Annotated in this window: 24 protein-coding genes; 14 read left to right on the top strand and 10 right to left on the bottom strand. The window is 53.5% G+C overall.

Annotation, left to right across the window (positions count from 1 at the left end):
- Positions 1-13 precede the first annotated feature (13 nt).
- From phnL to phnE (EBC_RS15460), 7 genes are all read left to right on the top strand, one after another.
- Entirely contained in the window at positions 14-715 is a 702-nt protein-coding gene (phnL, locus tag EBC_RS15490; protein ID WP_013202768.1) for a phosphonate C-P lyase system protein PhnL, read from the top strand.
- The gene (gene phnM / locus EBC_RS15485) at positions 712-1,848 is read left to right on the top strand and encodes an alpha-D-ribose 1-methylphosphonate 5-triphosphate diphosphatase (protein ID WP_013202767.1); all 1,137 of its coding nucleotides are present in this window, start codon (positions 712-714) and stop codon (positions 1,846-1,848) included. Before phnL ends, phnM begins: the two co-directional genes overlap by 4 nt.
- Positions 1,848-2,387 (top strand): ribose 1,5-bisphosphokinase, encoded by a 540-nt coding sequence (gene phnN / locus EBC_RS15480; RefSeq protein ID WP_013202766.1) that lies wholly within the window; start codon positions 1,848-1,850, stop codon positions 2,385-2,387. The genes phnM and phnN overlap by 1 nt, the downstream gene beginning before the upstream one ends.
- Positions 2,388-2,525: 138 nt before the next feature.
- Positions 2,526-3,359 (top strand): phosphonate ABC transporter ATP-binding protein, encoded by an 834-nt coding sequence (phnC, locus tag EBC_RS15475; RefSeq protein ID WP_013202765.1) that lies wholly within the window; start codon positions 2,526-2,528, stop codon positions 3,357-3,359.
- Positions 3,360-3,385: 26 nt separating this feature from the next.
- Entirely contained in the window at positions 3,386-4,312 is a 927-nt protein-coding gene (phnD, locus tag EBC_RS15470) for a phosphonate ABC transporter substrate-binding protein (RefSeq protein ID WP_013202764.1), read from the top strand.
- A 60-nt stretch (positions 4,313-4,372) separates the two neighbouring features.
- Positions 4,373-5,242 (top strand): phosphonate ABC transporter, permease protein PhnE, encoded by an 870-nt coding sequence (gene phnE / locus EBC_RS15465; protein WP_013202763.1) that lies wholly within the window; start codon positions 4,373-4,375, stop codon positions 5,240-5,242.
- Positions 5,239-6,120, top strand: coding sequence for a phosphonate ABC transporter, permease protein PhnE (gene phnE / locus EBC_RS15460; RefSeq protein ID WP_013202762.1), 882 nt, complete (start codon positions 5,239-5,241; stop codon positions 6,118-6,120). The genes phnE (EBC_RS15465) and phnE (EBC_RS15460) overlap by 4 nt, the downstream gene beginning before the upstream one ends.
- A gap of 90 nt (positions 6,121-6,210) precedes the next feature.
- On the opposite strand, the gene EBC_RS15455 is transcribed toward phnE (EBC_RS15460), so the two are convergent.
- Positions 6,211-7,113 carry a LysR family transcriptional regulator gene (locus EBC_RS15455; RefSeq protein ID WP_013202761.1) on the bottom strand — a complete coding sequence of 301 codons (903 nt, stop codon included), beginning with the start codon at positions 7,111-7,113 and terminating at the stop codon, positions 6,211-6,213.
- A gap of 114 nt (positions 7,114-7,227) precedes the next feature.
- On the opposite strand from EBC_RS15455, the gene EBC_RS26250 reads away from it, so the two are divergent.
- Together EBC_RS26250 and EBC_RS15450 are read left to right on the top strand one after the other, a co-directional pair.
- Positions 7,228-7,362 (top strand): hypothetical protein, encoded by a 135-nt coding sequence (locus EBC_RS26250; protein WP_269446429.1) that lies wholly within the window; start codon positions 7,228-7,230, stop codon positions 7,360-7,362.
- The gene (locus tag EBC_RS15450) at positions 7,359-8,543 is read left to right on the top strand and encodes an MFS transporter (protein ID WP_013202760.1); all 1,185 of its coding nucleotides are present in this window, start codon (positions 7,359-7,361) and stop codon (positions 8,541-8,543) included. The genes EBC_RS26250 and EBC_RS15450 overlap by 4 nt, the downstream gene beginning before the upstream one ends.
- A gap of 20 nt (positions 8,544-8,563) precedes the next feature.
- Here the strand turns inward: EBC_RS15450 and EBC_RS15445 are convergent, their stop codons facing one another.
- Both EBC_RS15445 and EBC_RS15440 read right to left on the bottom strand, forming a co-directional pair.
- Positions 8,564-9,472 (bottom strand): EamA family transporter, encoded by a 909-nt coding sequence (locus EBC_RS15445; RefSeq protein WP_013202759.1) that lies wholly within the window; start codon positions 9,470-9,472, stop codon positions 8,564-8,566.
- Entirely contained in the window at positions 9,469-10,680 is a 1,212-nt protein-coding gene (locus EBC_RS15440; RefSeq protein WP_041692045.1) for an MFS transporter, read from the bottom strand. Before EBC_RS15440 ends, EBC_RS15445 begins: the two co-directional genes overlap by 4 nt.
- Positions 10,681-10,805: 125 nt before the next feature.
- Between EBC_RS15440 and EBC_RS15435 the strand changes: the two genes are divergently transcribed.
- The gene (locus EBC_RS15435) at positions 10,806-11,276 is read left to right on the top strand and encodes a winged helix-turn-helix transcriptional regulator (RefSeq protein WP_041692348.1); all 471 of its coding nucleotides are present in this window, start codon (positions 10,806-10,808) and stop codon (positions 11,274-11,276) included.
- A gap of 25 nt (positions 11,277-11,301) precedes the next feature.
- Here EBC_RS15435 and EBC_RS15430 read toward each other — a convergent pair whose 3' ends face one another.
- The gene (locus tag EBC_RS15430) at positions 11,302-11,919 is read right to left on the bottom strand and encodes a dTMP kinase (RefSeq protein WP_013202756.1); all 618 of its coding nucleotides are present in this window, start codon (positions 11,917-11,919) and stop codon (positions 11,302-11,304) included.
- A gap of 384 nt (positions 11,920-12,303) precedes the next feature.
- Positions 12,304-12,522 carry a type II toxin-antitoxin system VapB family antitoxin gene (gene vapB / locus EBC_RS15425; protein WP_013202754.1) on the bottom strand — a complete coding sequence of 73 codons (219 nt, stop codon included), beginning with the start codon at positions 12,520-12,522 and terminating at the stop codon, positions 12,304-12,306.
- 130 nt (positions 12,523-12,652) lie between these two features.
- Here vapB and EBC_RS15420 point away from each other — a divergent pair, with 130 nt between their 5' ends.
- A complete protein-coding gene (locus tag EBC_RS15420; RefSeq protein WP_013202753.1) occupies positions 12,653-13,282 on the top strand; it encodes a LysE family translocator in 630 nt (209 codons plus the stop codon).
- A gap of 120 nt (positions 13,283-13,402) precedes the next feature.
- On the opposite strand, the gene EBC_RS15415 is transcribed toward EBC_RS15420, so the two are convergent.
- Positions 13,403-13,798 carry a hypothetical protein gene (locus EBC_RS15415; protein ID WP_157868026.1) on the bottom strand — a complete coding sequence of 132 codons (396 nt, stop codon included), beginning with the start codon at positions 13,796-13,798 and terminating at the stop codon, positions 13,403-13,405.
- 533 nt (positions 13,799-14,331) lie between these two features.
- Between EBC_RS15415 and EBC_RS15410 the strand changes: the two genes are divergently transcribed.
- Entirely contained in the window at positions 14,332-14,535 is a 204-nt protein-coding gene (locus EBC_RS15410) for a hypothetical protein (RefSeq protein WP_013202751.1), read from the top strand.
- A 173-nt stretch (positions 14,536-14,708) separates the two neighbouring features.
- Here the strand turns inward: EBC_RS15410 and EBC_RS15405 are convergent, their stop codons facing one another.
- Together EBC_RS15405 and EBC_RS25165 are read right to left on the bottom strand one after the other, a co-directional pair.
- Positions 14,709-15,626 (bottom strand): arginase family protein, encoded by a 918-nt coding sequence (locus tag EBC_RS15405; RefSeq protein ID WP_013202750.1) that lies wholly within the window; start codon positions 15,624-15,626, stop codon positions 14,709-14,711.
- Between the two features lie 144 nt (positions 15,627-15,770).
- Positions 15,771-15,980, bottom strand: coding sequence for a DUF6434 domain-containing protein (locus EBC_RS25165; RefSeq protein ID WP_071822121.1), 210 nt, complete (start codon positions 15,978-15,980; stop codon positions 15,771-15,773).
- Between the two features lie 284 nt (positions 15,981-16,264).
- Between EBC_RS25165 and EBC_RS15400 the strand changes: the two genes are divergently transcribed.
- Entirely contained in the window at positions 16,265-17,176 is a 912-nt protein-coding gene (locus EBC_RS15400; protein WP_013202749.1) for an alpha/beta fold hydrolase, read from the top strand.
- Between the two features lie 75 nt (positions 17,177-17,251).
- On the opposite strand, the gene EBC_RS26175 is transcribed toward EBC_RS15400, so the two are convergent.
- On the bottom strand, positions 17,252-17,461 hold the full coding sequence (locus EBC_RS26175; RefSeq protein ID WP_071822120.1) for a DUF6434 domain-containing protein: 210 nt from the start codon (positions 17,459-17,461) through the stop codon (positions 17,252-17,254).
- Between the two features lies 1 nt (position 17,462).
- Positions 17,463-18,695 carry an MFS transporter gene (locus tag EBC_RS15390; RefSeq protein ID WP_013202748.1) on the bottom strand — a complete coding sequence of 411 codons (1,233 nt, stop codon included), beginning with the start codon at positions 18,693-18,695 and terminating at the stop codon, positions 17,463-17,465.
- Positions 18,696-18,924: 229 nt separating this feature from the next.
- Between EBC_RS15390 and EBC_RS15385 the strand changes: the two genes are divergently transcribed.
- Positions 18,925-19,437, top strand: coding sequence for an NUDIX hydrolase (locus EBC_RS15385; RefSeq protein WP_081461040.1), 513 nt, complete (start codon positions 18,925-18,927; stop codon positions 19,435-19,437).
- The last annotated feature ends 26 nt before the right edge of the window (positions 19,438-19,463 follow it).

Below are 19,463 nucleotides of genomic sequence, written 5' to 3'. Positions count from 1 at the left end.
TCTGGAATAAAACATGACTCTTCAACTTCGCGTCGAAAATTTGTCGAAAACCTTCGTGCTGCATAATCAGCACGGTGCCGAGCTTCCGGTTTTACAGCATGCCAGCCTGGAGGTGGGGGCGGGGGAATGCGTGGTGCTGCACGGCCATTCGGGCAGCGGGAAATCCACGCTGCTGCGTTCGCTGTACGCCAACTATTTGCCGGACAGCGGTCATATCTGGGTCAGGCATCAGCAGGAATGGATCGATCTGGTCAGCGCGCCGGCGCGACAGATCCTCGCACTGCGCCGCGACACCATTGGTTGGGTCAGCCAGTTTTTGCGGGTGATCCCGCGCATCACCACTCTGGACGTGGTGGCGCAGCCGCTGCGGGAACGGGGAGTGGATCGTCAGGAGAGCGAGGAGCGCGCCAAAGCCCTGCTCAGCCGTCTGAATGTGCCTTCCGGCCTGTGGGGACTGGCACCGTCAACCTTCTCGGGCGGTGAGCAGCAGCGGGTAAACATCGCCCGTGGCTTTATCGCCGATTATCCGGTGTTGCTGCTGGATGAACCGACCGCCTCGCTGGACAGCACCAACAGCGCCGCGGTGGTCAGCCTGATTGAACAAGCCCGCGATCGCGGTGCCGCCATCGTGGGCATCTTCCACGATAGCGCGGTGCGCGACCGTATTGCCAACCGTCTGCATGTGATGAACCCTGTGACCGGGAGCGCCTTATGATCATCAATAACGTCAAACTGATTCTGGAAAATGAAGTGGTCAACGGATCGCTGGCCGGTGAAAACGGCGTGATCCGGGCTTTTTCGGACACCGCAAGCCAGCTGCCGGGCGCAATCGACGGCGAAGGCGGCTGGTTGATGCCGGGGATGGTCGAGCTGCACACCGATAACCTCGACAAATTCTTTACCCCGCGTCCGAAGGTGGACTGGCCGGCCCACTCGGCGATGAGCAGCCACGATGCGCTGATGGTCGCCAACGGCATTACTACCGTGCTGGATGCGATTGGGGTCGGCGACGTGCGTGACGGCGGCCACCGGCTGGATAATCTGGAGAAGATGATCAACGCCATTCGCTACAGCGAAAAGCACGGCCTGAATCGCGCCGAGCACCGCCTGCACCTGCGCTGCGAACTGCCGCATGACTCCACCCAGCCGCTGTTTGAGCAGCTGATGTGCACGCCGGAACTGTCGCTGGTGTCGTTGATGGACCACTCGCCGGGCCAGCGTCAGTACACCTCGCTGGAGAAGTACCGCGTCTATTTCCAGGGCAAATACAACCTGAGCGATACGGAAATGGATGAGTTTGAATCCAGCCAGCTGCGCTATGCCGATCGCTGGTCAAAGCCGAACCGCGAAGGGATTTCCGCCTGGTGCCGCAAATACAATATTCCGCTGGCCAGTCATGACGACGCCACGCTGGCCCACGTTGAAGAGTCAAAGCAGGTGGGCAGCGTGATTGCGGAATTCCCAACCACCGAAGAGGCGGCGAGAGCCTCCCGCGAGCAGGGATTGCAGGTGCTGATGGGCGCGCCGAACATCGTGCGCGGCGGATCGCATTCCGGCAACGTGGCCGCGCATCAGCTGGCGGCGCTGGGTCTGCTGGATATTCTCTCCTCCGATTACTATCCGGCCAGCCTACTGGATGCGGCCTTCCGTATCGCCAACGATGCAGATAATGGCTACGACCTGCCGGCGGCCATTGCGCTGGTGACCCGCAATCCGGCCCGTTCGATTGGCCTTCACGATCGCGGGGTAATTGCCGAAGGGAAGCGCGCCGATCTGGTGCTGGTTAAGCAGCATAACCAGCAGGTTTACGTGCGGTCGGTGTGGGCGAAAGGCAAGGCCGTTTACTGATGGCCAGGCTGATCTGGCTGATGGGCGCATCAGGATCGGGCAAGGACAGCCTGCTTGACGCGCTGCGGGAAACGGCTCCTGCCGGGGTGCTGGTGGCCCATCGCTACATTACCCGCGCTGCCGACGCCGGGGGCGAAAACCATGTCGCCCTCAGCGAGGCCGAGTTCAGCCGGCGGCGAGAGAGCGGGCTGTTTGCCATTGACTGGCAGGCGCATCAGCACAGCTACGCGCTGGGCATCGAGATCGACTTCTGGCTATCGCAAGGGCTGGATGTGGTGGTGAACGGTTCACGGCTGCATCTGCCGGCCGTTGAACGGCGTTATGGCGCGCAGCTGCTGCCGGTCTGTTTGCAGGTCTCGCCTGACGTGCTGGCGCAGCGGCTGCGTCAGCGGGGCAGGGAGAGCGAAGAGCAGATTGCCCTTCGGCTGCGCCGCGCAGAGGAAGGAGCGCCCGCATGCTGCACGATGCTGAATAACGACGGTCCGCTCAGCCAGACGCTGGACCATTTTCTGACGCTGCTGTCCGAGCCCGCGGCGTAAACGGCCTGATGGCGCTGGGGTTTTCTCTTTCACCTTCCGGCGTCACGCTTTCATCATCCTGTTGTCATTAAAACGTCACCCCGCTCACCCTTAATAGGGCGCACAAGGCGTAACGCCTGACTCACTACGGGAAATATTATGGCACAGGCACTTTTAAAACCGGCTCCCGCTCCTGACGTCACACCGCTACGGGCAGCACAGAAAAAAGTTCTGGCAGTGAAGGGCCTCGGCAAAGCCTATAACGCGCAGGAACGCGTGTTGCACGACATCAATTTCGATCTGCACGCCGGTGAGCTGGTGGCGGTGGTTGGCCGTTCCGGCGCGGGGAAATCCACCTTGCTGCACGTGCTGAACGGCACCTTACCGGCCACGGACGGTGAAATTGTTAATTACCGCGACGGCGGTCAACAGCAGAACATCGTTGAGCTGAATGCGCGCCAGATGCGCGAATGGCGCAGCGAATGCGGGATGATTTTCCAGGACTTCTGCCTGGTTCCGCGCCTCGATGTGCTCACCAATGTCCTGCTTGGCCGTCTCAGCCAGACCTCTACCCTGAAATCCTTCTTCAAAGTGTTCCCGGATGCGGATCGTGCCCGTGCGATTGGCCTGCTGGAGTGGCTGAATATGCTGCCGCAGGCGCTGCAACGCGCCGAGAACCTGTCCGGCGGACAGATGCAGCGCGTGGCGATTTGCCGTGCGCTGATGCAAAACCCAAAGATTCTGCTGGCCGACGAACCGGTCGCTTCCCTCGATCCAAAAAACACCCGCCGCATTATGGATGTGTTGCGTCAGGTGAGCGACAACGGCATCAGCGTGATGGTCAACCTGCATTCGGTTGAGCTGGTGAAAGAGTACTGCACCCGCGCCATTGGCATTGCCAAGGGGCGCATTGTGTTTGACGGGCATCCGTCGCAGTTAACAGAAGATCTTCTCCATACGCTGTATGGCGAAGAGATGACGCAACTTAACTAAGACCTTTTTGGGATACGGACTCAGCAATGAAAAAATTATTTTTATCGGCAGTACTGGCCAGCGTGATGGCGTCTGGCGTTGCTCAGGCTGCCACGCCAAAGGAACTGAACTTAGGCATTTTGGGTGGTCAGAACGCCACGCAGCAGATTGGTGATAACCAGTGCGTGAAGGATTTCTTTGATAAAGAGCTGGGTACCGATACCAGGCTGCGCAACTCTTCCGACTACTCTGGCGTGATCCAGGGCCTGCTGGGCGGCAAAGTGGATATGGTGTTTAGCATGTCACCGTCGTCTTACGCTTCGGTGTACATCAACGATCCGAAAGCGGTGGACGTGGTCGGCATCGCGGCGGACGACACCGACAAGTCAACCGGTTACCACTCGGTGGTGATCGTCAAGGCCGACAGCCCGTACAAAAAACTGTCCGACCTGAAGGGCAAATCATTCGGCATGGCCGATCCGGATTCGACGTCTGGCTTCCTGATCCCGAACCAGGCGTTCAAGAAAGAGTTTGGCGGCAGCGTGGATGATAAGTACAACGGCTTCTTCAAAAGCGTGACCTTCTCCGGTGGCCATGAGCAGGACGTGTTAGGCGTGCTGAACGGCCAGTTCGAAGGCGCGGTGACCTGGGCGTCAATGATCGGTGATTACAACACCGGTTACACCAGCGGCGCGTTCACCCGTATGATCCGCATGGATCACCCGGACCTGATGAAGCAAATCCGCATTATCTGGGAATCGCCGTTGATTCCTAACGGCCCAATCCTGGTGAGCAACAAGCTGGATCCGGAGTTCAAAGCCAAACTGATTACCGCCATTAAGAAGCTGGATACCAGCAACCACAGCTGCTTTATCAAGGCGATGGGCGGCACGCAGCACATTGCGCCAGCCACCGTGGCTGACTACAAAAACATCATCGATATGAAACGCGAGCTGACCAAGGGCGCGCGTTAAGCTGTCACTGCGGGCAACGCCCTGTGCTGTGAGCAGGGCGTTGCCAGAAGAGAGTTCCGTATGCAAAACACTGAGTTCGAGCGCTATTATCAGCAGATCCGTGGCAGGCAAAAACGCGATACGGTGCTCTGGTCACTGGTTCTGTTGGCACTGTATCTGGCTTCCGGCACTATTTCTGAGTTCAGCCTGACCACCGTCTGGTCATCCCTTCCGCATTTCTTCGATTACCTGGCCGAAACCGTCCCTGTTCTGCACTGGAAGATGCTGTTTGCCGATGGGCACACGGAAGGGTCGCTGGCGTACTGGGGTTACCGTCTGCATATTCAGCTGCCGTTAATCTGGGAGACGCTGAATCTGGCGTTAGCGGCGACCATCCTGTCGGTGATTGTCGCGGTGATCCTGGCGTTTCTGGCGGCGGATAATACCCAGTCGCCGGTTGCGGTGCGCTATGCCATCCGCACGGCGGTGGCCTTTTTACGCACCATGCCCGAGCTGGCGTGGGCGGTGATGTTTGTGATGGCCTTTGGCATTGGGGTGATCCCCGGCTTTATGGCGCTGGCATTGCACACCATCGGCAGTCTGACCAAGCTGTTTTATGAAGCGATTGAGAGTGCGTCCGACAAGCCGGGGCGCGGGCTGGCGTCCTGTGGTGCCGGGCCGTTGCAGAGAATGCGCTTTGCCCTGTGGCCGCAGGTGAAACCGGTGTTTCTGTCATACAGCTTTATGCGTCTTGAGGTGAATTTCCGTCAGTCGACCATTCTCGGGCTGGTGGGTGCCGGTGGGATAGGTCAGGAGCTGATGACCAATATCAAACTGGATCGTTACGATCAGGTGAGCATGACCATGCTGTTGATTATCGTGGTGGTGTCGTTACTGGATACGCTCTCCGGGCGGTTACGCCGCTGGGTGGTTGAGGGGAAAGCAGCATGATTGCACTAGCCGGTTCAGAGACATTGCACCGCCTGAAAGCGCAGCACAGCGAGCTGTTTTCTGTTCAGCGCCGTTATTTGCGCCGGACAGGAATGGTGGCGGCGTGCATTCTGGCTTACTACATTTTCTTTTTTAACATGTTTGGCATTAGCTGGGCGCAGATCGCCACCGGTTCGCTGCAAATCAGCCGTTATTTCCTGCGGATGTTTGTCTGGCATGACGTGGCCAACTGGCCGTTCGCCTATTACTTCAACCAGATTTTCATCACCCTGGCGATCGTGTTTGCCGGCACCCTCACCGCCACGCTGGTGGCGTTACCGGTGTCTTTCCTTGCGGCGCGCAATGTGATGTCATCGAAGCCGCTGCGGCCGGTGGCGCTGGTGGTCCGGCGTTTACTGGATATTATGCGCGGCATTGATATGGCGATTTGGGGACTGATTTTTGTCCGCGCCGTCGGGATGGGGCCGTTGGCTGGGGTGCTGGCGATTGTGATGCAGGATGTCGGGTTGTTGGGCAAGCTGTATGCGGAAGGGCACGAAGCGGTCGAGCGCTCGCCGGGCAGGGGATTGAATGCGGTGGGCGCGAACGCGTTGCAGAAGCACCGCTACGCGATTTTCACCCAGTCTTTCCCGGCGTTTCTGGCATTGAGTCTGTATCAGATTGAGTCGAACACCCGTTCAGCGGCGGTATTGGGGTTTGTCGGCGCAGGCGGCGTGGGTCTGGTGTATGCCGAGAATATGCGTTTATGGAACTGGGATGTGGTGATGTTTATCACCCTGATTCTGGTGGTGATCGTGATGGCGATGGATTACGTGTCTGCCAAATTGCGTAAGCGCTATATCACCGGCAAAGCGATTCCGTTGTTTGGTCAGGAATAGGGTCGGGATAAAAGGGATGCCGCAACCCTGCGGCATCCACCCGGCCAACGCGCCCTGTGCTGCCACCCCTCAGGCTTCGGTGCTGGATAGTTATTTAACCTTGAGCAGGCTCAGCGCGTTTTTTCTGAAATGTGCAGTGAGGAAATCGACTAATACCCGGATCTTAGGTGAAGCATGTTGACTCGCAGGCCATAAGATATGAAAAGTGCCCTGCCAGTCGATAAACTCATCAAGTACTGAAACCAGTTCTCCCTCTGCAATTAACGCCCGTACGGCAAAATCCGGCAGCCAGGCAATCCCAAGCCCACGCAGGGCGAAACAGACACGTGTTTCGATGTTATTGCACACCATCGACACCGGCAGGGTCAGATGTCCGGCCAGACGCAATGGCCAATTTTCTAACTTGCCGGTATGTGAAAAACGGTAGTGCAGACAACTGTGCTGTAAGAGATCGTCGGGAGATTGCGGCAGGCCTTTCTCCAACAGATAAGCCGGAGACGCAACCAGCACACTGCCAAAATACCCAAGCCGCCTGGCGGACAGGCGCGAATCTGCGGGTTCTCCCATGCGGATCACCGCATCAAAACCTTCCTGGATGACGTCTACCAAATTATCAGTGAAGTCCAGATCGAGGCTGATTTCCGGATACTGGCGCATAAAATCACCGAGCACGGGCAGCATTAATGAGCTGACCAGTGGCAGACTGATGCGCAGCCTGCCGGAAGGGTTGCTTCTGGCCTGTGATAACTCCAGATGCGCCGCTTCAATTTCCGCGATAATACGCCTGCATCGCGCCAGGAAGAGCAGTCCTTCAGCGGTCAGCGTGATACTTCGGGTGCTTCTGTGGAACAACCGCACGCCCAGTTTTTCCTCAAGCCGGGCTACATTTTTTCCCACTGCCGAGGCCGAAAGTCCAAGCAGGCGCCCGGCACTGACAAAGCTCCGCGTTTCCGCTACCTGCACAAATACGTCGATGCCACTCAGACTTTCCATTACGCCATCCATTCAAGAAATATATTCCGGAGTAAAGGGAACTATACCCTGGTTTTTCTTTAATAAAGGCACGGATAAGGTAATGGTCTCTTTGGCAACGCGTGGAAAAACCTTATGAATATGATTACTCACCGGCTAAACGGTGGTGATGCGATAGCAAATGTCGTTAAACAGGCAATTGAACGGCAGCATTTGACGGGGATTATGTTACTTATTTCTCGCAAAAAAACCGCGGTGTATGCGGGATGAAAACTTACGCGATTCAACAAAACAGGGCTGACAAACTGCCCGTCTCTCCCCTCTGCGCACTGGCCCTTGCCGGTTTTATTACTATTCTAACCGAGGCATTACCTGCCGGGATGCTGCCTCAGATTGGCCACAGTCTGGCTATTTCAAATTCACTCGCCGGGCAATTGGTTTCAGTCTATGCGCTGGGTTCTCTGCTGGCGGCCATTCCACTGATGCTTGCCACGCAAAGGCTGCGTCGAAGGCCGTTACTTCTTTTTGCGGTTGGCGGCTTCGCGTTGGCCAATACGGTCACTGCATTTTCAGCGAGTTACTGGCTGACGCTGACCGCCAGGTTTATTGCAGGCGTCTCGGCAGGGCTGCTGTGGGCATTGATAGCCGGTTATGCCGCCCGTCTGGTGCAGGATGCGCTTAAAGGCCGGGCCATCGCGCTGGCGATGGTTGGCACACCTCTCGCTCTGTCAGTGGGCATTCCATTGGGGAGCTGGCTCAGTGAATACATTGGATGGCGTAATTGTTTTTATATCATCAGCGGCATGACGCTCTTTTTGATGGGATGGATCCAGTTCAGCGTGCCGGACTTTCCCGGTCAGGCCGCGACAAAACGGTTGTCGTTAAGGCGTGTTTTTTTGGCACCGGGCATCCGACCTGTTCTTGCCGCCACGCTGATATTTGTTCTTGCGCACAACATTATTTATACCTACATCGCTCCCCTGCTACAAAAGCTGAACATGGGCAACAATATCAGCGCGATTCTCTTGGTGTTTGGTCTCGCTTCGATCATCGGCATTTGGGGTGTTGGGCTGATGATTGACCGGTGGCTCGGTCAATTAACGCTGGCCGCCACGGCGCTGTTTGCGTTCGCTATGCTGATACTGGCAATGGGAACACCAGCCCTGGTATTCATCGCCACCGCCGGTTGGGGGCTGGCATTTGGTGGCGCGGCAACGCTGTTCCAGACCGCGGTAGCAAAAACGGCCGGTGAAGCCGCCGATGTCGCCCAGTCGATGCTGGTAACCGCCTGGAATCTCGCCATTGCCGGAGGCGGACTGGTGGGCGCGGGGCTGTTGAACTTAACAGGAGTAAGAGGGTTTTCATCCCTGTTGATCCTCTTATTGTTCTTTACCTGGCTGATTATCTGGTCAGCGCGGCGGTCTGGCTTTTCTTCACACCCAGGGACCTGAATAACCCCAAAGGGTTGATTTTATCTTCGTCCTCGTCGCTGAGAAATGACTGGCTTTTTAGGTAACAAACACCTGAGCCGATAACCATACAGACCCACAACCAACCCGGAAATAATCAGCAGCAGTGCAAGAATCTTCAGCGACGAGATAGCTTCCCCAAATATCGCCATCGATCCCAGAATGCCGAACACAGGAACTAACAGCGACAAGGGGGCCACGGTAGAAATCGGGTATTGCTTCAGCAGGGAATTCCACACCCAATAGCCAAACAGCGTATTAGGATAAACCTGGAATAATATTGACAGCACAGCGCGATAATCAACGTGGCTGACGAGCGCAGTGTATCCGTTGCTACCGTTGACCAGCCAGTCCAGCAGGAAAAGGGGGAGGGGTGAAAAGGCGCTCGACCAGACCAGGAAGGCAAAAATCTGTTTGGTCGCGGAACGCTTGATAATAATATTGGCGATGCTCCAGGCTATCGCGCCGGCCAGTACCAGCAGCGTCCCTGCGAACGTCACGGAACCATCAGTGATGAAAACAATACTCAGCAAACCCGTACAGGCCAGAGCGAAGCCCGCAATTTGATAGCGGGTGAGGCTTTCTTTAAACACCACACTTCCAAGTAAGATGGTAAAGAAGGCGCTGAATTGCAGCAGCAGTGAAGCTATTCCGGCAGAAAGCCCGGCTTTAATTCCCAGATTAACCAGTCCCCATAAACCGATCCCAAAAACCAGACCATAGCCGATGATATAGCGCCATGGGACATCCGGTTTTTTAATAAAGAATAATGCCGTCAAGGCGCACAGCGTGAAACGTATTCCTGCCAGAATAAAGGGATCGACCGAACTCAGTCCGATCTTAATCACTGAAAAGTTAATACCCCAGATGGCGGTTATCAGGATCGCGAGCAGTAGATGAGATAATTTCATGATTTAGATATTCCTGACCATAAGATAAACGCAAAGGCACTGACCAATGCACCCGCGATACAAACGGATGGCCATCCCCAGAGCGCATAGAGCTGAGTGGCGGCAAGAGCGCCCATGGCGCTACCGATCGAATAAAAACACATATAAGCGGCCACAAGGCGGCTTGCCTCAGCGGGCCTGGCTGAAATGATAATGCTCTGATTAATCACATGTACCGTCTGTACCGCAAAGTCGAGCATGATGACGCCAATAATCAGCCATAACAGTGATGTTTCGGCCCAGGCGATGGGGAGCCATGAGAGTGTCAGCAAGGCCAGAGCGACGCCGCTGGCGCGCCGTCCCTTACCCTGGTCTGCCCACAACCCCGCTTTCGAGGCGGCCAGCGCGCCCGCAATACCCGCTAAACCAAACATGCCTATATGCGTATGTGAAAGCGACATGGCACTGAGCGGCATAACCATGGTGGTCCACAGCATGCTGAAAGCCGCAAAGATAAGCAGCGCCAAAACGCCACGCGTCCTGAGTTGAGGTTCCGTCCTGTACAGGCGAAAGACAGACAGCATCAGAGCGGACCAGCGGGGTTTGGTCGCCGGCGGTGGGGAGGCTGGCATCACTTTCGCCAGCACGAATGCAATGATCATCATCAGGCAGGCTGCGACCAGATACACCGCCCGCCAACCGGCAAGATCGGCAATGGTTCCCGAAATAAAGCGGGCCAGCAGGATCCCCAACACAATGCCGCTGGTCACCTGACCTACCACCGCGCCACGTTTGTGGGGCGTTGCCAGTATTGCTGCCCAGGCAACCATCAGCTGAACCACGACCGCCATCAAGCCGATCAAAAGCATCGCACACAGCAGGATCGGCAGATTCTTAGCTAATCCGGCCGCGATCAGGGCCAGTACTGAAAATCCCAGCAAAGTGATAACAAGGATTTTTCTGTTCAGCCAATCCCCAAGTGGAACCAGAAAGAGCAGGCCGGCCAGGTAGCCTGTCTGGGTGAGGGTGATGACGCTGCCAATCAGACCGGGTTCAACATTCAGGCTGCTTGCCATAGATTCAAGTAGAGGCTGAGCAGAATAGACATTTGCCACCGCCAGGGCGCAGGTGAGTGAGAACAAAAAGGTTATCCACGGTGAAATCTCCCTGTCACCTGCGACAGATGTCTGTTTTACAACGTCAGAATGCGTCTCTGCCTTACCGTCCATACCACCCTCTCTGGTTTCTTTTTGAAACTACATTGCCAAGAACTTACCTGAGTGGTTTTTTTTTGCAACCTCTTTTCCGGGGAGGTATGCTGGCACCTGTTTTCGCAAACGAAGAGATAAAACGGATGGCAAAGCAGGAATCACTTCGGACCAGCGAATGTCCCGTTGCAAGGACCTTAGAGTCGATTGGTGAACGTTGGTGCCTGATGATTATTCGTGAGGCATTTGATGATGTGCGCCGTTTTAGTGAGTTCCAGAAGAATTTAGGGCTGGCCCGAAATATTCTGTCTTCGCGGTTGAAACAGCTGGTTGATATCGGGGTATTTGAGATCTGTCCGGCCTCAGACGGTAGCGCGTATTCAGAGTATGTTCTTACCGATAAAGGGCGGAGTATTTTCCCCATCGTGGTGGCAATCCGCCAGTGGGGCGAGCGCAATGTGTTTGAGAAGGGCGAAATACATTCCGTCCTTGTTGATAACGCGCTTGGAGAACCGGTTCAGTCGCTGGAGGTCCGCTCATCTGACGGCAATAAACTGGCGCCTGGCGACTGCCATCGTCGACGGGTGAGGACAGGCGAGGAGGAAGATCTTGTTTGAGATGATCTGCCCGCAAAATCGATGCTTACAGGCACCCATGCACCCTGGTGATCTCAGAAACCACGTGCATCGTTGCGACCTCGAGCGGTCCGTCATTACGGCATAAAACCCAGCCGTTATCTGCAACTTCTCGCTCGAACGCCTCGGTACACGCGACATGATCGTCCAGCTTGTGGATCACCGTACTGCTTAGCCCACGCGTTCTGGCTGCGGCCCTGGCCCATGAAATCTCCGGCGCTGTGGCCACCCCGACATGCAGATCTGGCGTGCGCACGTTTCTCTCGAGGTTAAGCTGTAAAATCTCTGCAAACGGAACCATCCGGCGAAACGCGGCATCCGACGGGTACCAGCGATCCATCAGGATGATGCTGCCCGCTGGCTGTTTAGCCAGCACATGCCGGGAAATCCATGCACGGCTATCAGCAAAGCGCTGACAAATTTCCCGTTCCAAATCCATGGCGGGATCTCTGGCAAATCTGTTTACCAGGGCCATGGTCTCTTTCCGCCAGGGATCGCTTTTTTTCTCGCACAGCCGGATCACCTTTTTGTTATCAGCCCTGAGTACTTGGGTAACGGCCTCCAACAGTGTGGTTTTACCGACCCCCTTGGGGCCGTCCAGAGAGACAAACAGCGGACGATTCATAGTTGAAATGACGATGGGTAGAGGGTTTGTGTAAAAATTAAAACGGGTAAAAGCATCTTATTTCCATACCAAAGAGATTAGAGAAGTAGCGGCAGATTGCCGGTCTCGTAACAAATTTATCGTAATGAATCACCTATGCTGAGCTTCCACTCCTGAGCGGGTCCTGAACCTCTGTCGCCAGTTCCAGCGATGACAGGCCACTCAGGCATCGTTAGTTAACCCAGTCTTCTAAAACCAGACCGGGCACCCGCTAAAACTCTCTCGTATTGTTTGTCACCAGGATTGCACCGGCTGCGATGGCGCGGATTACGGTTTCCGGCTGCCCGCGCATAATGAACGAGCAGATATTGGTATCAAGCATATCGGTTTTGTTCGTGGTTGAAATCATCTTTCATCGATGACATCGTTCTCACGCTTGGCCATAAAGTCCTCATCAGCTTTCTCCTGCTGCGTAAACGAGCCCCAGGTCGGCCGGACGGGACGCAGGATAATGCTGTCGCCTTCGCGAACAATCTCCAGTTCGCTGACGCCCTCAAAGTCCAGATCGCGCGGCAGAAGGTTCGCGCGGTTAGCACCGTTTTTAAAAATAGAAACTGTCCGCATGGTTTTTCCTCTTTTATCGGGTCGGCAGGATTGTTCCCTGTCAGGTGAAGAAATCAGCGACAGGATATAGTAAATATTTGCGCGAATAGATATAACAGACGCAAAGGACAACCTTACCGCTGAGGAAAACATGGCGCTATCCCATGAATTAATTCTGATTTATTCCACTTACTTTATCGCAACTGCCAGCCCCGGACCGAGCAACATGGCTATTATGGCTACGGCAATGAATAAGGGCCGTGGGGCGGCGTTGGCTCTGGCTGGTGGCGTGATAGGTGGGTCGATGATGTGGGCACTTCTGGCGGCCTGTGGCGTGCTAACCGTGCTGTCGACCTTCGCGCAATTGCTGATCGTGTTAAAAATCGGCGGCGGTTTATACCTGTTATGGCTGGCGTTCAAAGCGAGTAAATCGGCACTTTCGCCTTCTGATCCCACGGTGTTTAAGACCCATGATAAAAGCTTCGCGTATGGCGAACTTTTCCGTCAGGGTATCCTGATGCACGTTGGCAATCCTAAAGCGATCCTCACCTGGGTGGCGATCATGTCTATAGCACTCAAACCAGGTGCGGCAGCTTATACTTTGCCCATGATCATCTTCGGCTGTGCAGCTATTTGCGTGGCGGTGTTCTGCGGTTACGCGCTGCTGTTCTCAACGGCATTAATGAGCGCATTTTATCGTCGAATCCGTCGCGGGCTTGATGCGTTGTTAGCCTGCTGCTTTGCTATTGCTGGCCTGAAGCTGGTTTTCAGTCGTAGCTAAAGGTAGCTCCCTGTTTTATTCATTACTCGCACGGGTGTTTGCCACGTCGGCGGTCGGCACAGTGCAGTCATACGGCCAGGGCAGAATTCCGCCGTGGCTTATCCGGGGCCGTTTTGATTATTAAGGCCGTGCATCGCGTAAGCAGGACCGTAACCTGTGGATGACGGTATCGGGATGACCCGTAACCGGCCCGGACAGGGTGACAAACACCCAGTGACCGGCCTTTAGCCCGCTGCATATTGCCCTGAATTTTTCATCGTCTTCAGGGCGTGTCTGCGGGAATATCATGAGCGGCCGCTTTTCATCCTCTTCAAAATACCGCAGGATCCCAGCTAATTTTTGGTCTGCAGTTATGCCCTCTGGGGCACTGACCACAACGATCGCCGGTCCTTTTCTGATACAGAGATCGGCCACAGAGCGGTCGTCCCTCAAGGCGGGTGAAGACAATTCACCGGCGGGTGATAATATGAAAATATGGCTGTCCAGCGGACCCACCGTTACGTTTTGGCTGATCATGTCTGTTAACCTGTCTTCCCGTTTATTACCAGAGCACGGTTTGCCTGGCATGTTGCGCTGTCTGATTTATTCCTGCCGTTAACTGTGAGCATGAATTGTTTCAATTTTATTACACGGCGATATAAAACGACTCCCTGCCATATAAATTAAACTTAATAAATAAGAAGGGGTTTTTTATATATAAAATGCATGTTCTGTTTTTTCTTTTACATCACAGGGCAGCTTGAGACGAGCATTCGATAATAATCCATTAAATTCATTATCATGAGCTTTGTACAACAACATGCCCTTGCACAGAGTATGGGCTAGTGTGTTGATTATTAAGACGTAAACGCATTAGAACGGGCTAAGTAATAATCATCAGATAAATGAATTTAATCGTGCGGTATCCTGCGTTCGTATTTTTAACTCATCTTCAGTCAGAACGCACATTTTCGGTGATCCGGTGCGGTCGCGTTAAGGGTTTCTTTTCGACCCTGCTATATCTTATTTTTTCATGTTAGAATCCCCGATTATTCTCAATGGGGTAAATAATGATTCTGGATGAAGAAAAGGCCCGGGTGATTGCCTGCGAAATAGGGTATGCCGTGCTGAAAATTATAAAAAAAGGTGACGCTATCACCCAAGATAATATCTCCTCTCTGCTGGAACATAAACGGGCTGAGGTTGACGACGTGCTGCATAAACTGCTGCTTAAGGGGACAGCGCAGTTGATCAGAAACGGTTTTGAAAATTAATGCCGGCATTTTTCCCGCCAGTCGTGATCTTCTGCCTGTAGGGCCCGGTTGTCGTTGATTCACTCTCCTGGTCTAGGGATATCCGCTTTTGAAACGAAGCGGACAGGCTACCGAGGCAGGATTTCCGCTATGAGCGAACAGCGGACGTAGTAACCGCGTTGATTGTAAGTGGGTCAGATATCGTTAGTTATGCTTCTGAGCATGTCCAAAATGAGCTTTGCTGCTGTACCTTCATGATCTAAATCTGGATCATAAATGGTCACTGTGATGCCACAGCAGCGCATATTTCTGAAAAGTTCGCGACAGACATTTACAAGTGTTTCAGAAGACAAACCGGGATTGCCGGGACAATCAACTGCAGACATTTCAGAACTGTCCAGGACATCCATATCAAGATGAATCCAGTAGGGCATTTCAGGAAAAAGGTTGAGCCGCTCGAATATCACATTGATGAGATGATGATCAGGCAACTTAAGCGCGTCAAAGATAGTTATACGTCGGATATCAGTGCCAACAATGTCAGGCCATTCATAATCTTCAAGGAGCGACTCACGCTCTCCCAGCTGAATCACTGCGTCATCCTGAATCAGTGATCCTTCGATACCGGGCCATGCAGTCAGCAATGGCTCTCCCCGACCGGTAACGAGTGCCAAATCCATTCCGGCCGCAGCGCCTGGTCGTGCTCCTGGTTCTCGCTTCCAGTTTCCGGGATGACGGAAATCGCTGTGGCCGTCAATATGCACAAGTGCAAGTTGCCCTAAATGACGCCTGCTGCCCAGTAAGGCTCCGGGCAGTATGGCGCAGTCGCCTCCGATAACAACGGGCTTTAAGTTGCGATGATGCGCCGCCTCAACTTCATCAGCCAATTGTAGATTAAGTTGTCTGAGCTTGTGACCGTTCAGGATATCAGTACCTGACTCACATTCAGGACTGTATTCAGGGCAGGGAACAGTAACAAAGTTACAAAAGGAAAATATTTTATCGAGTCCGTGGTGCATGAGAACTGCTGGCGCGCGGAATGTGCCCGGTATGTGCCCTTCATAAAGAGGGTTGAGACCAAGACTAGACGGCACAAGAATTATTTTTTCCATGAAAATCCTGATATTAACTGGTTTGAGCACCACAGAAACTAAGCTTTCTTACGAAACTGCTTTGTCGCCGAGATAAAATTCGAGGTGCTAACCTGTGCCAGAACGCACAAGGTTCGCTATAAGTTAGAGGCTGACATCCATATTTTAACGTTTATATCGCCGTTTCCACTCATCCACGACATCACCCAAATTCTTAGGGGTAGCATTACTTATCCATATCATAAATTCACGATTGAATCGGAAATTCTCTCCACACTCTTTGATCATAAAACGGCGAACGTTTTGTGTGTTTTTGTAATTTTTATCAGCGATGGTAGAACGTGTTAGTGATGAGCTATGCCAATCGGTTTCCATCTTTCCAGCTCCCGTAATGAGTGGTTTTAAATATAAATTAGTACTCCACTTTAGTCAGAGAAGCTGAAATTTCTCAAGGTCCGCTTTTGGCACACAGCGGACCTCTGGTTAGGAAAGGTCCGCTATGAGCGAGGAGCCGGCTAACGTTTATCGCTGTCAGTGAAGAACGGTAACCGGTACATTCCAAAGCCCTTGTATCCATCCCTCAATGATTTTATCTTTTATGATAAACCCTTCTGTCAGCTGCCCCGGTTTATCAGGGATAAATAACAAGGACTTAACTCATGCCTGCCGCATATATTCGTGCCACCATCGGAGGGGCTGTTTTATTGATGTCAGTCTTGGTCACAGCATCCGCAACGCAGTCTATGTCGAAACCTTCAGAGCATCCGAGTTCGCAGCGTATCTCTGTGCAGACGCAAGGATCTGGCCCTGATGTCATATTGATTCCGGGGCTGGCGTCGTCCCGCGAAGTTTGGGCCGATTTAGCATCAACTTTACGTATGAGCCACCGTATTCATCTTGTTGAGCTTGCGGGCTTTGCAAGTACGCCTGCTATTTCCAATCCACAGGGAAAGGTCGTCGCTCCGGCAGTAGAGGCCATCGCTGATTACATTCAAACCCAGCACATCAAAGCACCGGCGATCGTTGGCCATTCTCTTGGCGGGGAGATTGCATTGATGCTGGGGGCCCGTCATCCCGACCAGATCGGTCGTTTGATGAACGTCGATGCCTTGCCGTTCTATACATTGATGATTGACCCTGCGGCGACCACCGAAACTGCTGTCCGGCACGCTACAACTACGCGGGATTGGCTACTGGGGCAGTCGCCGGAGCAAATCAAAGAGTCTCAGAGAACATCCATCATCCGATTGGCTAAGACCGAGGCGGCGAGGCCAGCTTTAGTGGCTGCGGGGATCAATTCCGATCGCAAAACGGTTGCGGATGCCGTGTATGAATTGATGATTACCGATCTGCGTCCCGAACTCGCCCGCATCAAAGCGCCGATAGAAATCGTCTACGCGTATGACCCTTTATTCGGGATCCCTTCCGCCAGCGTGGATGCAATGTACCGTCAAGCCTATGCTTCTGCACCCGATATCCATTTCACGCGGATCGATGACAGTTTTCACTTTGTCATGCTTGATCAGCCAGAACGGTTTTCCAGCGCGGTAGAGTCTTTCTTAAATCAATAAAGGATGCTGATGCACATCAAGCTGACGATGGAGCAGTATCTGTTGTCCGTCACTCGCACAAGCCCCGATCCATCATCAGGACAGATGTCTGCGCTTCCACTCGTCTGCCACGTCCCCCAATGTTTTGGCATCTTCATTACGTATCCACATCATGAATTCCCGATCGAATCGAAAGTCTTCCCCACACTCTTTAACCATAAAACGACGAACGTTCTGGGTATTTTTGTAGTTTTTATCGACGCGTGTGGTTCGTGTCAGTAATGCGCTATGCCAATCGATTTTCAACTCACTTATCCCCCATCAACGTCTTTTGCTCAGGTTGAAGTGATTTAAACACGTGCCTGCTGAATAGCAGCCAGATGCAAAGGGCGCAGAGCGCGATGGCCGCCAAAATAAGATAAGCGAAGCTCCATGAGGTGTGGCTGACAATGGTGCCAGCCAACGCCGGGCTGAGTGAGGCGCCCAGTCCCTGCAGTAACATTACGAGCCCAAGCGCCGCGTTGATATGCCCTGAGCCATTAAACAGTGCGGCAATCAGTCCGGGGACGGCCACGCCCAAAATACCGGCAGCGACACCGTCCAGCGCCTGCACGGGAAATAAAACGAATTCATTGCTCCAGAACGACGCAATTGCTGCCCGAAAAGGCAACACGAGCAGCGCAATGACGATAAGCCTGGCGTAGCCATACTGTGAGGCGTACCTCGCCGTAAGCAGTGCCACGGGGATCATCACCGCCTGAGAAATCGCGACCGTGAGAGCGGCATAGGTGCCAGGCGTGAACAGAGAACCTGCGGGAGAAGAGGCGGCCTGCATGCTTAACATCGGCAGCTGTGCCGCATTGGCCAGGTGGAAGAGGAGCAGGGTTATCCCCGTTACCGCCAGTTCAGGTCGCTTGAGCAATGCCAGAACTGAGACAGAAACGGCAGGGCCTTCGTGCTTTTCAATCCCACGCGCCACATCATGATCGATATCGTTTTTATTAATCGCTAATGTGCAGACCACGGCGCAGACCGCCATGGTGGTCATCAGTAAAAATACCGACCCGGTGCCCCAGATCCAGCAGGTGAACGCCGCCAGCACCGCAACCGCCATATTGCCGCTGTGGTTGAAGGCTTCGTTTCGGCCCATCTGTGACAAAAACCCTTTCTGACCGGTGATGCCTAAGGTGATACCGGCAATGGTGGGCGCGACGATTGCTGCCGCGATACCGGTAATAATTTGCGATAAAATCACCACGGCGGACGTCGGGAAAAACCAGAGGGCCAGCGCGCTCAAGGTAATGAGCAGGGAGGCAGTGATAATTAACAGACGTTTATAACGGGTGGCATCGACGATCATCCCCGCGGGGAACGTGGCCAACAGTCCCGCCAGACCGCCCAGCGTCATCACCAGACCAATTTCTTCCGCCCGCCAGTGATGGGACACCAGAAAGATGCCTAAAAACGGCCCAAGTCCGTCGCGGACATCAGCGATAAAGAAGTTGAGCAGACAGAGAACCTGCAGTGAACGTAATCTCATCAACACCCGCCCCGGAAAGTTTTATCATCATGAAAATGCCCTGGCACTGTGGCCGGGATTGATTTATTTATCTTTTGATTGTTCAGTGCCTGAATAGCCCTGGTGCTTATGTCCGGGAACCTGGCTCAAAAATAGTGCGCATCTCCCGCTTCGTCAACGTCATTGCCAGCATAAGATGGCGGGATACATAATTTCAAAAATCAGGATTTAACGTTATTAAAGGGGTCTTATGCGCACTCGTCCATCTTCCCGATTGATTGTCCTTTCGCCTGAAAATCGCGTCCTGCTTTTTAGTTTCTGCCATACAGAGGATGCTTTAAGTGGAAATACATACTGGGCAACTCCAGGTGGAGGACTTGAACACAATGAATCCTATGAACAGGCTGCCTTACGCGAATTATTTGAAGAAACCGGTCTGACAAGAACAGCAACAGGACCGCAGATAGCAACCAGAACCTTCACCATGATGCTGCCAAGCGGGGAGAAAGTTTTCGCTGAAGAGCGCTTTTTTATTATTAATACCGAGAAATCAGAGATCGACTGCTCCGGCTGGAGTCGCAACGAAAAAAATGTCATTCGTGATCACTATTGGTGGGCAGTCGAAGAGCTGAAACAGAACAATGAAACAATCTTTCCACGCGATTTATTAATCAACATACTTGAAAGGTCATCACAGCAGTTATTCATGAGCCTGGAACATGAGAATTCAGGAAATCGAAAAGCCTGGCCTGGACACTCTTGAGGCGTCTGCGCTGCTATATGTCAGAT

It is taken from the genome of Erwinia billingiae Eb661, assembly GCF_000196615.1.
Taxonomy (GTDB): Bacteria; Pseudomonadota; Gammaproteobacteria; order Enterobacterales; family Enterobacteriaceae; genus Erwinia; species Erwinia billingiae.
Note: the sequence above shows the minus strand (reverse complement) of the source record. Positions and strands in the feature narration are given on the sequence as shown.

Coding starts and splice junctions, on each gene's coding strand:
- phnL (WP_013202768.1), top strand. CDS start 14: ATGACTCTTCAACTTCGCGTCGAAAATTTGTCGAAAACCTTCGTGCTG.
- phnM (WP_013202767.1), top strand. CDS start 712: ATGATCATCAATAACGTCAAACTGATTCTGGAAAATGAAGTGGTCAAC.
- phnN (WP_013202766.1), top strand. CDS start 1,848: ATGGCCAGGCTGATCTGGCTGATGGGCGCATCAGGATCGGGCAAGGAC.
- phnC (WP_013202765.1), top strand. CDS start 2,526: ATGGCACAGGCACTTTTAAAACCGGCTCCCGCTCCTGACGTCACACCG.
- phnD (WP_013202764.1), top strand. CDS start 3,386: ATGAAAAAATTATTTTTATCGGCAGTACTGGCCAGCGTGATGGCGTCT.
- phnE (WP_013202763.1), top strand. CDS start 4,373: ATGCAAAACACTGAGTTCGAGCGCTATTATCAGCAGATCCGTGGCAGG.
- phnE (WP_013202762.1), top strand. CDS start 5,239: ATGATTGCACTAGCCGGTTCAGAGACATTGCACCGCCTGAAAGCGCAG.
- EBC_RS15455 (WP_013202761.1), bottom strand. CDS start 7,113: ATGGAAAGTCTGAGTGGCATCGACGTATTTGTGCAGGTAGCGGAAACG.
- EBC_RS26250 (WP_269446429.1), top strand. CDS start 7,228: ATGAATATGATTACTCACCGGCTAAACGGTGGTGATGCGATAGCAAAT.
- EBC_RS15450 (WP_013202760.1), top strand. CDS start 7,359: ATGAAAACTTACGCGATTCAACAAAACAGGGCTGACAAACTGCCCGTC.
- EBC_RS15445 (WP_013202759.1), bottom strand. CDS start 9,472: ATGAAATTATCTCATCTACTGCTCGCGATCCTGATAACCGCCATCTGG.
- EBC_RS15440 (WP_041692045.1), bottom strand. CDS start 10,680: ATGGACGGTAAGGCAGAGACGCATTCTGACGTTGTAAAACAGACATCT.
- EBC_RS15435 (WP_041692348.1), top strand. CDS start 10,806: ATGGCAAAGCAGGAATCACTTCGGACCAGCGAATGTCCCGTTGCAAGG.
- EBC_RS15430 (WP_013202756.1), bottom strand. CDS start 11,919: ATGAATCGTCCGCTGTTTGTCTCTCTGGACGGCCCCAAGGGGGTCGGT.
- vapB (WP_013202754.1), bottom strand. CDS start 12,522: ATGCGGACAGTTTCTATTTTTAAAAACGGTGCTAACCGCGCGAACCTT.
- EBC_RS15420 (WP_013202753.1), top strand. CDS start 12,653: ATGGCGCTATCCCATGAATTAATTCTGATTTATTCCACTTACTTTATC.
- EBC_RS15415 (WP_157868026.1), bottom strand. CDS start 13,798: ATGATCAGCCAAAACGTAACGGTGGGTCCGCTGGACAGCCATATTTTC.
- EBC_RS15410 (WP_013202751.1), top strand. CDS start 14,332: ATGATTCTGGATGAAGAAAAGGCCCGGGTGATTGCCTGCGAAATAGGG.
- EBC_RS15405 (WP_013202750.1), bottom strand. CDS start 15,626: ATGGAAAAAATAATTCTTGTGCCGTCTAGTCTTGGTCTCAACCCTCTT.
- EBC_RS25165 (WP_071822121.1), bottom strand. CDS start 15,980: ATGGAAACCGATTGGCATAGCTCATCACTAACACGTTCTACCATCGCT.
- EBC_RS15400 (WP_013202749.1), top strand. CDS start 16,265: ATGCCTGCCGCATATATTCGTGCCACCATCGGAGGGGCTGTTTTATTG.
- EBC_RS15390 (WP_013202748.1), bottom strand. CDS start 18,695: ATGAGATTACGTTCACTGCAGGTTCTCTGTCTGCTCAACTTCTTTATC.
- EBC_RS15385 (WP_081461040.1), top strand. CDS start 18,925: ATGCGCACTCGTCCATCTTCCCGATTGATTGTCCTTTCGCCTGAAAAT.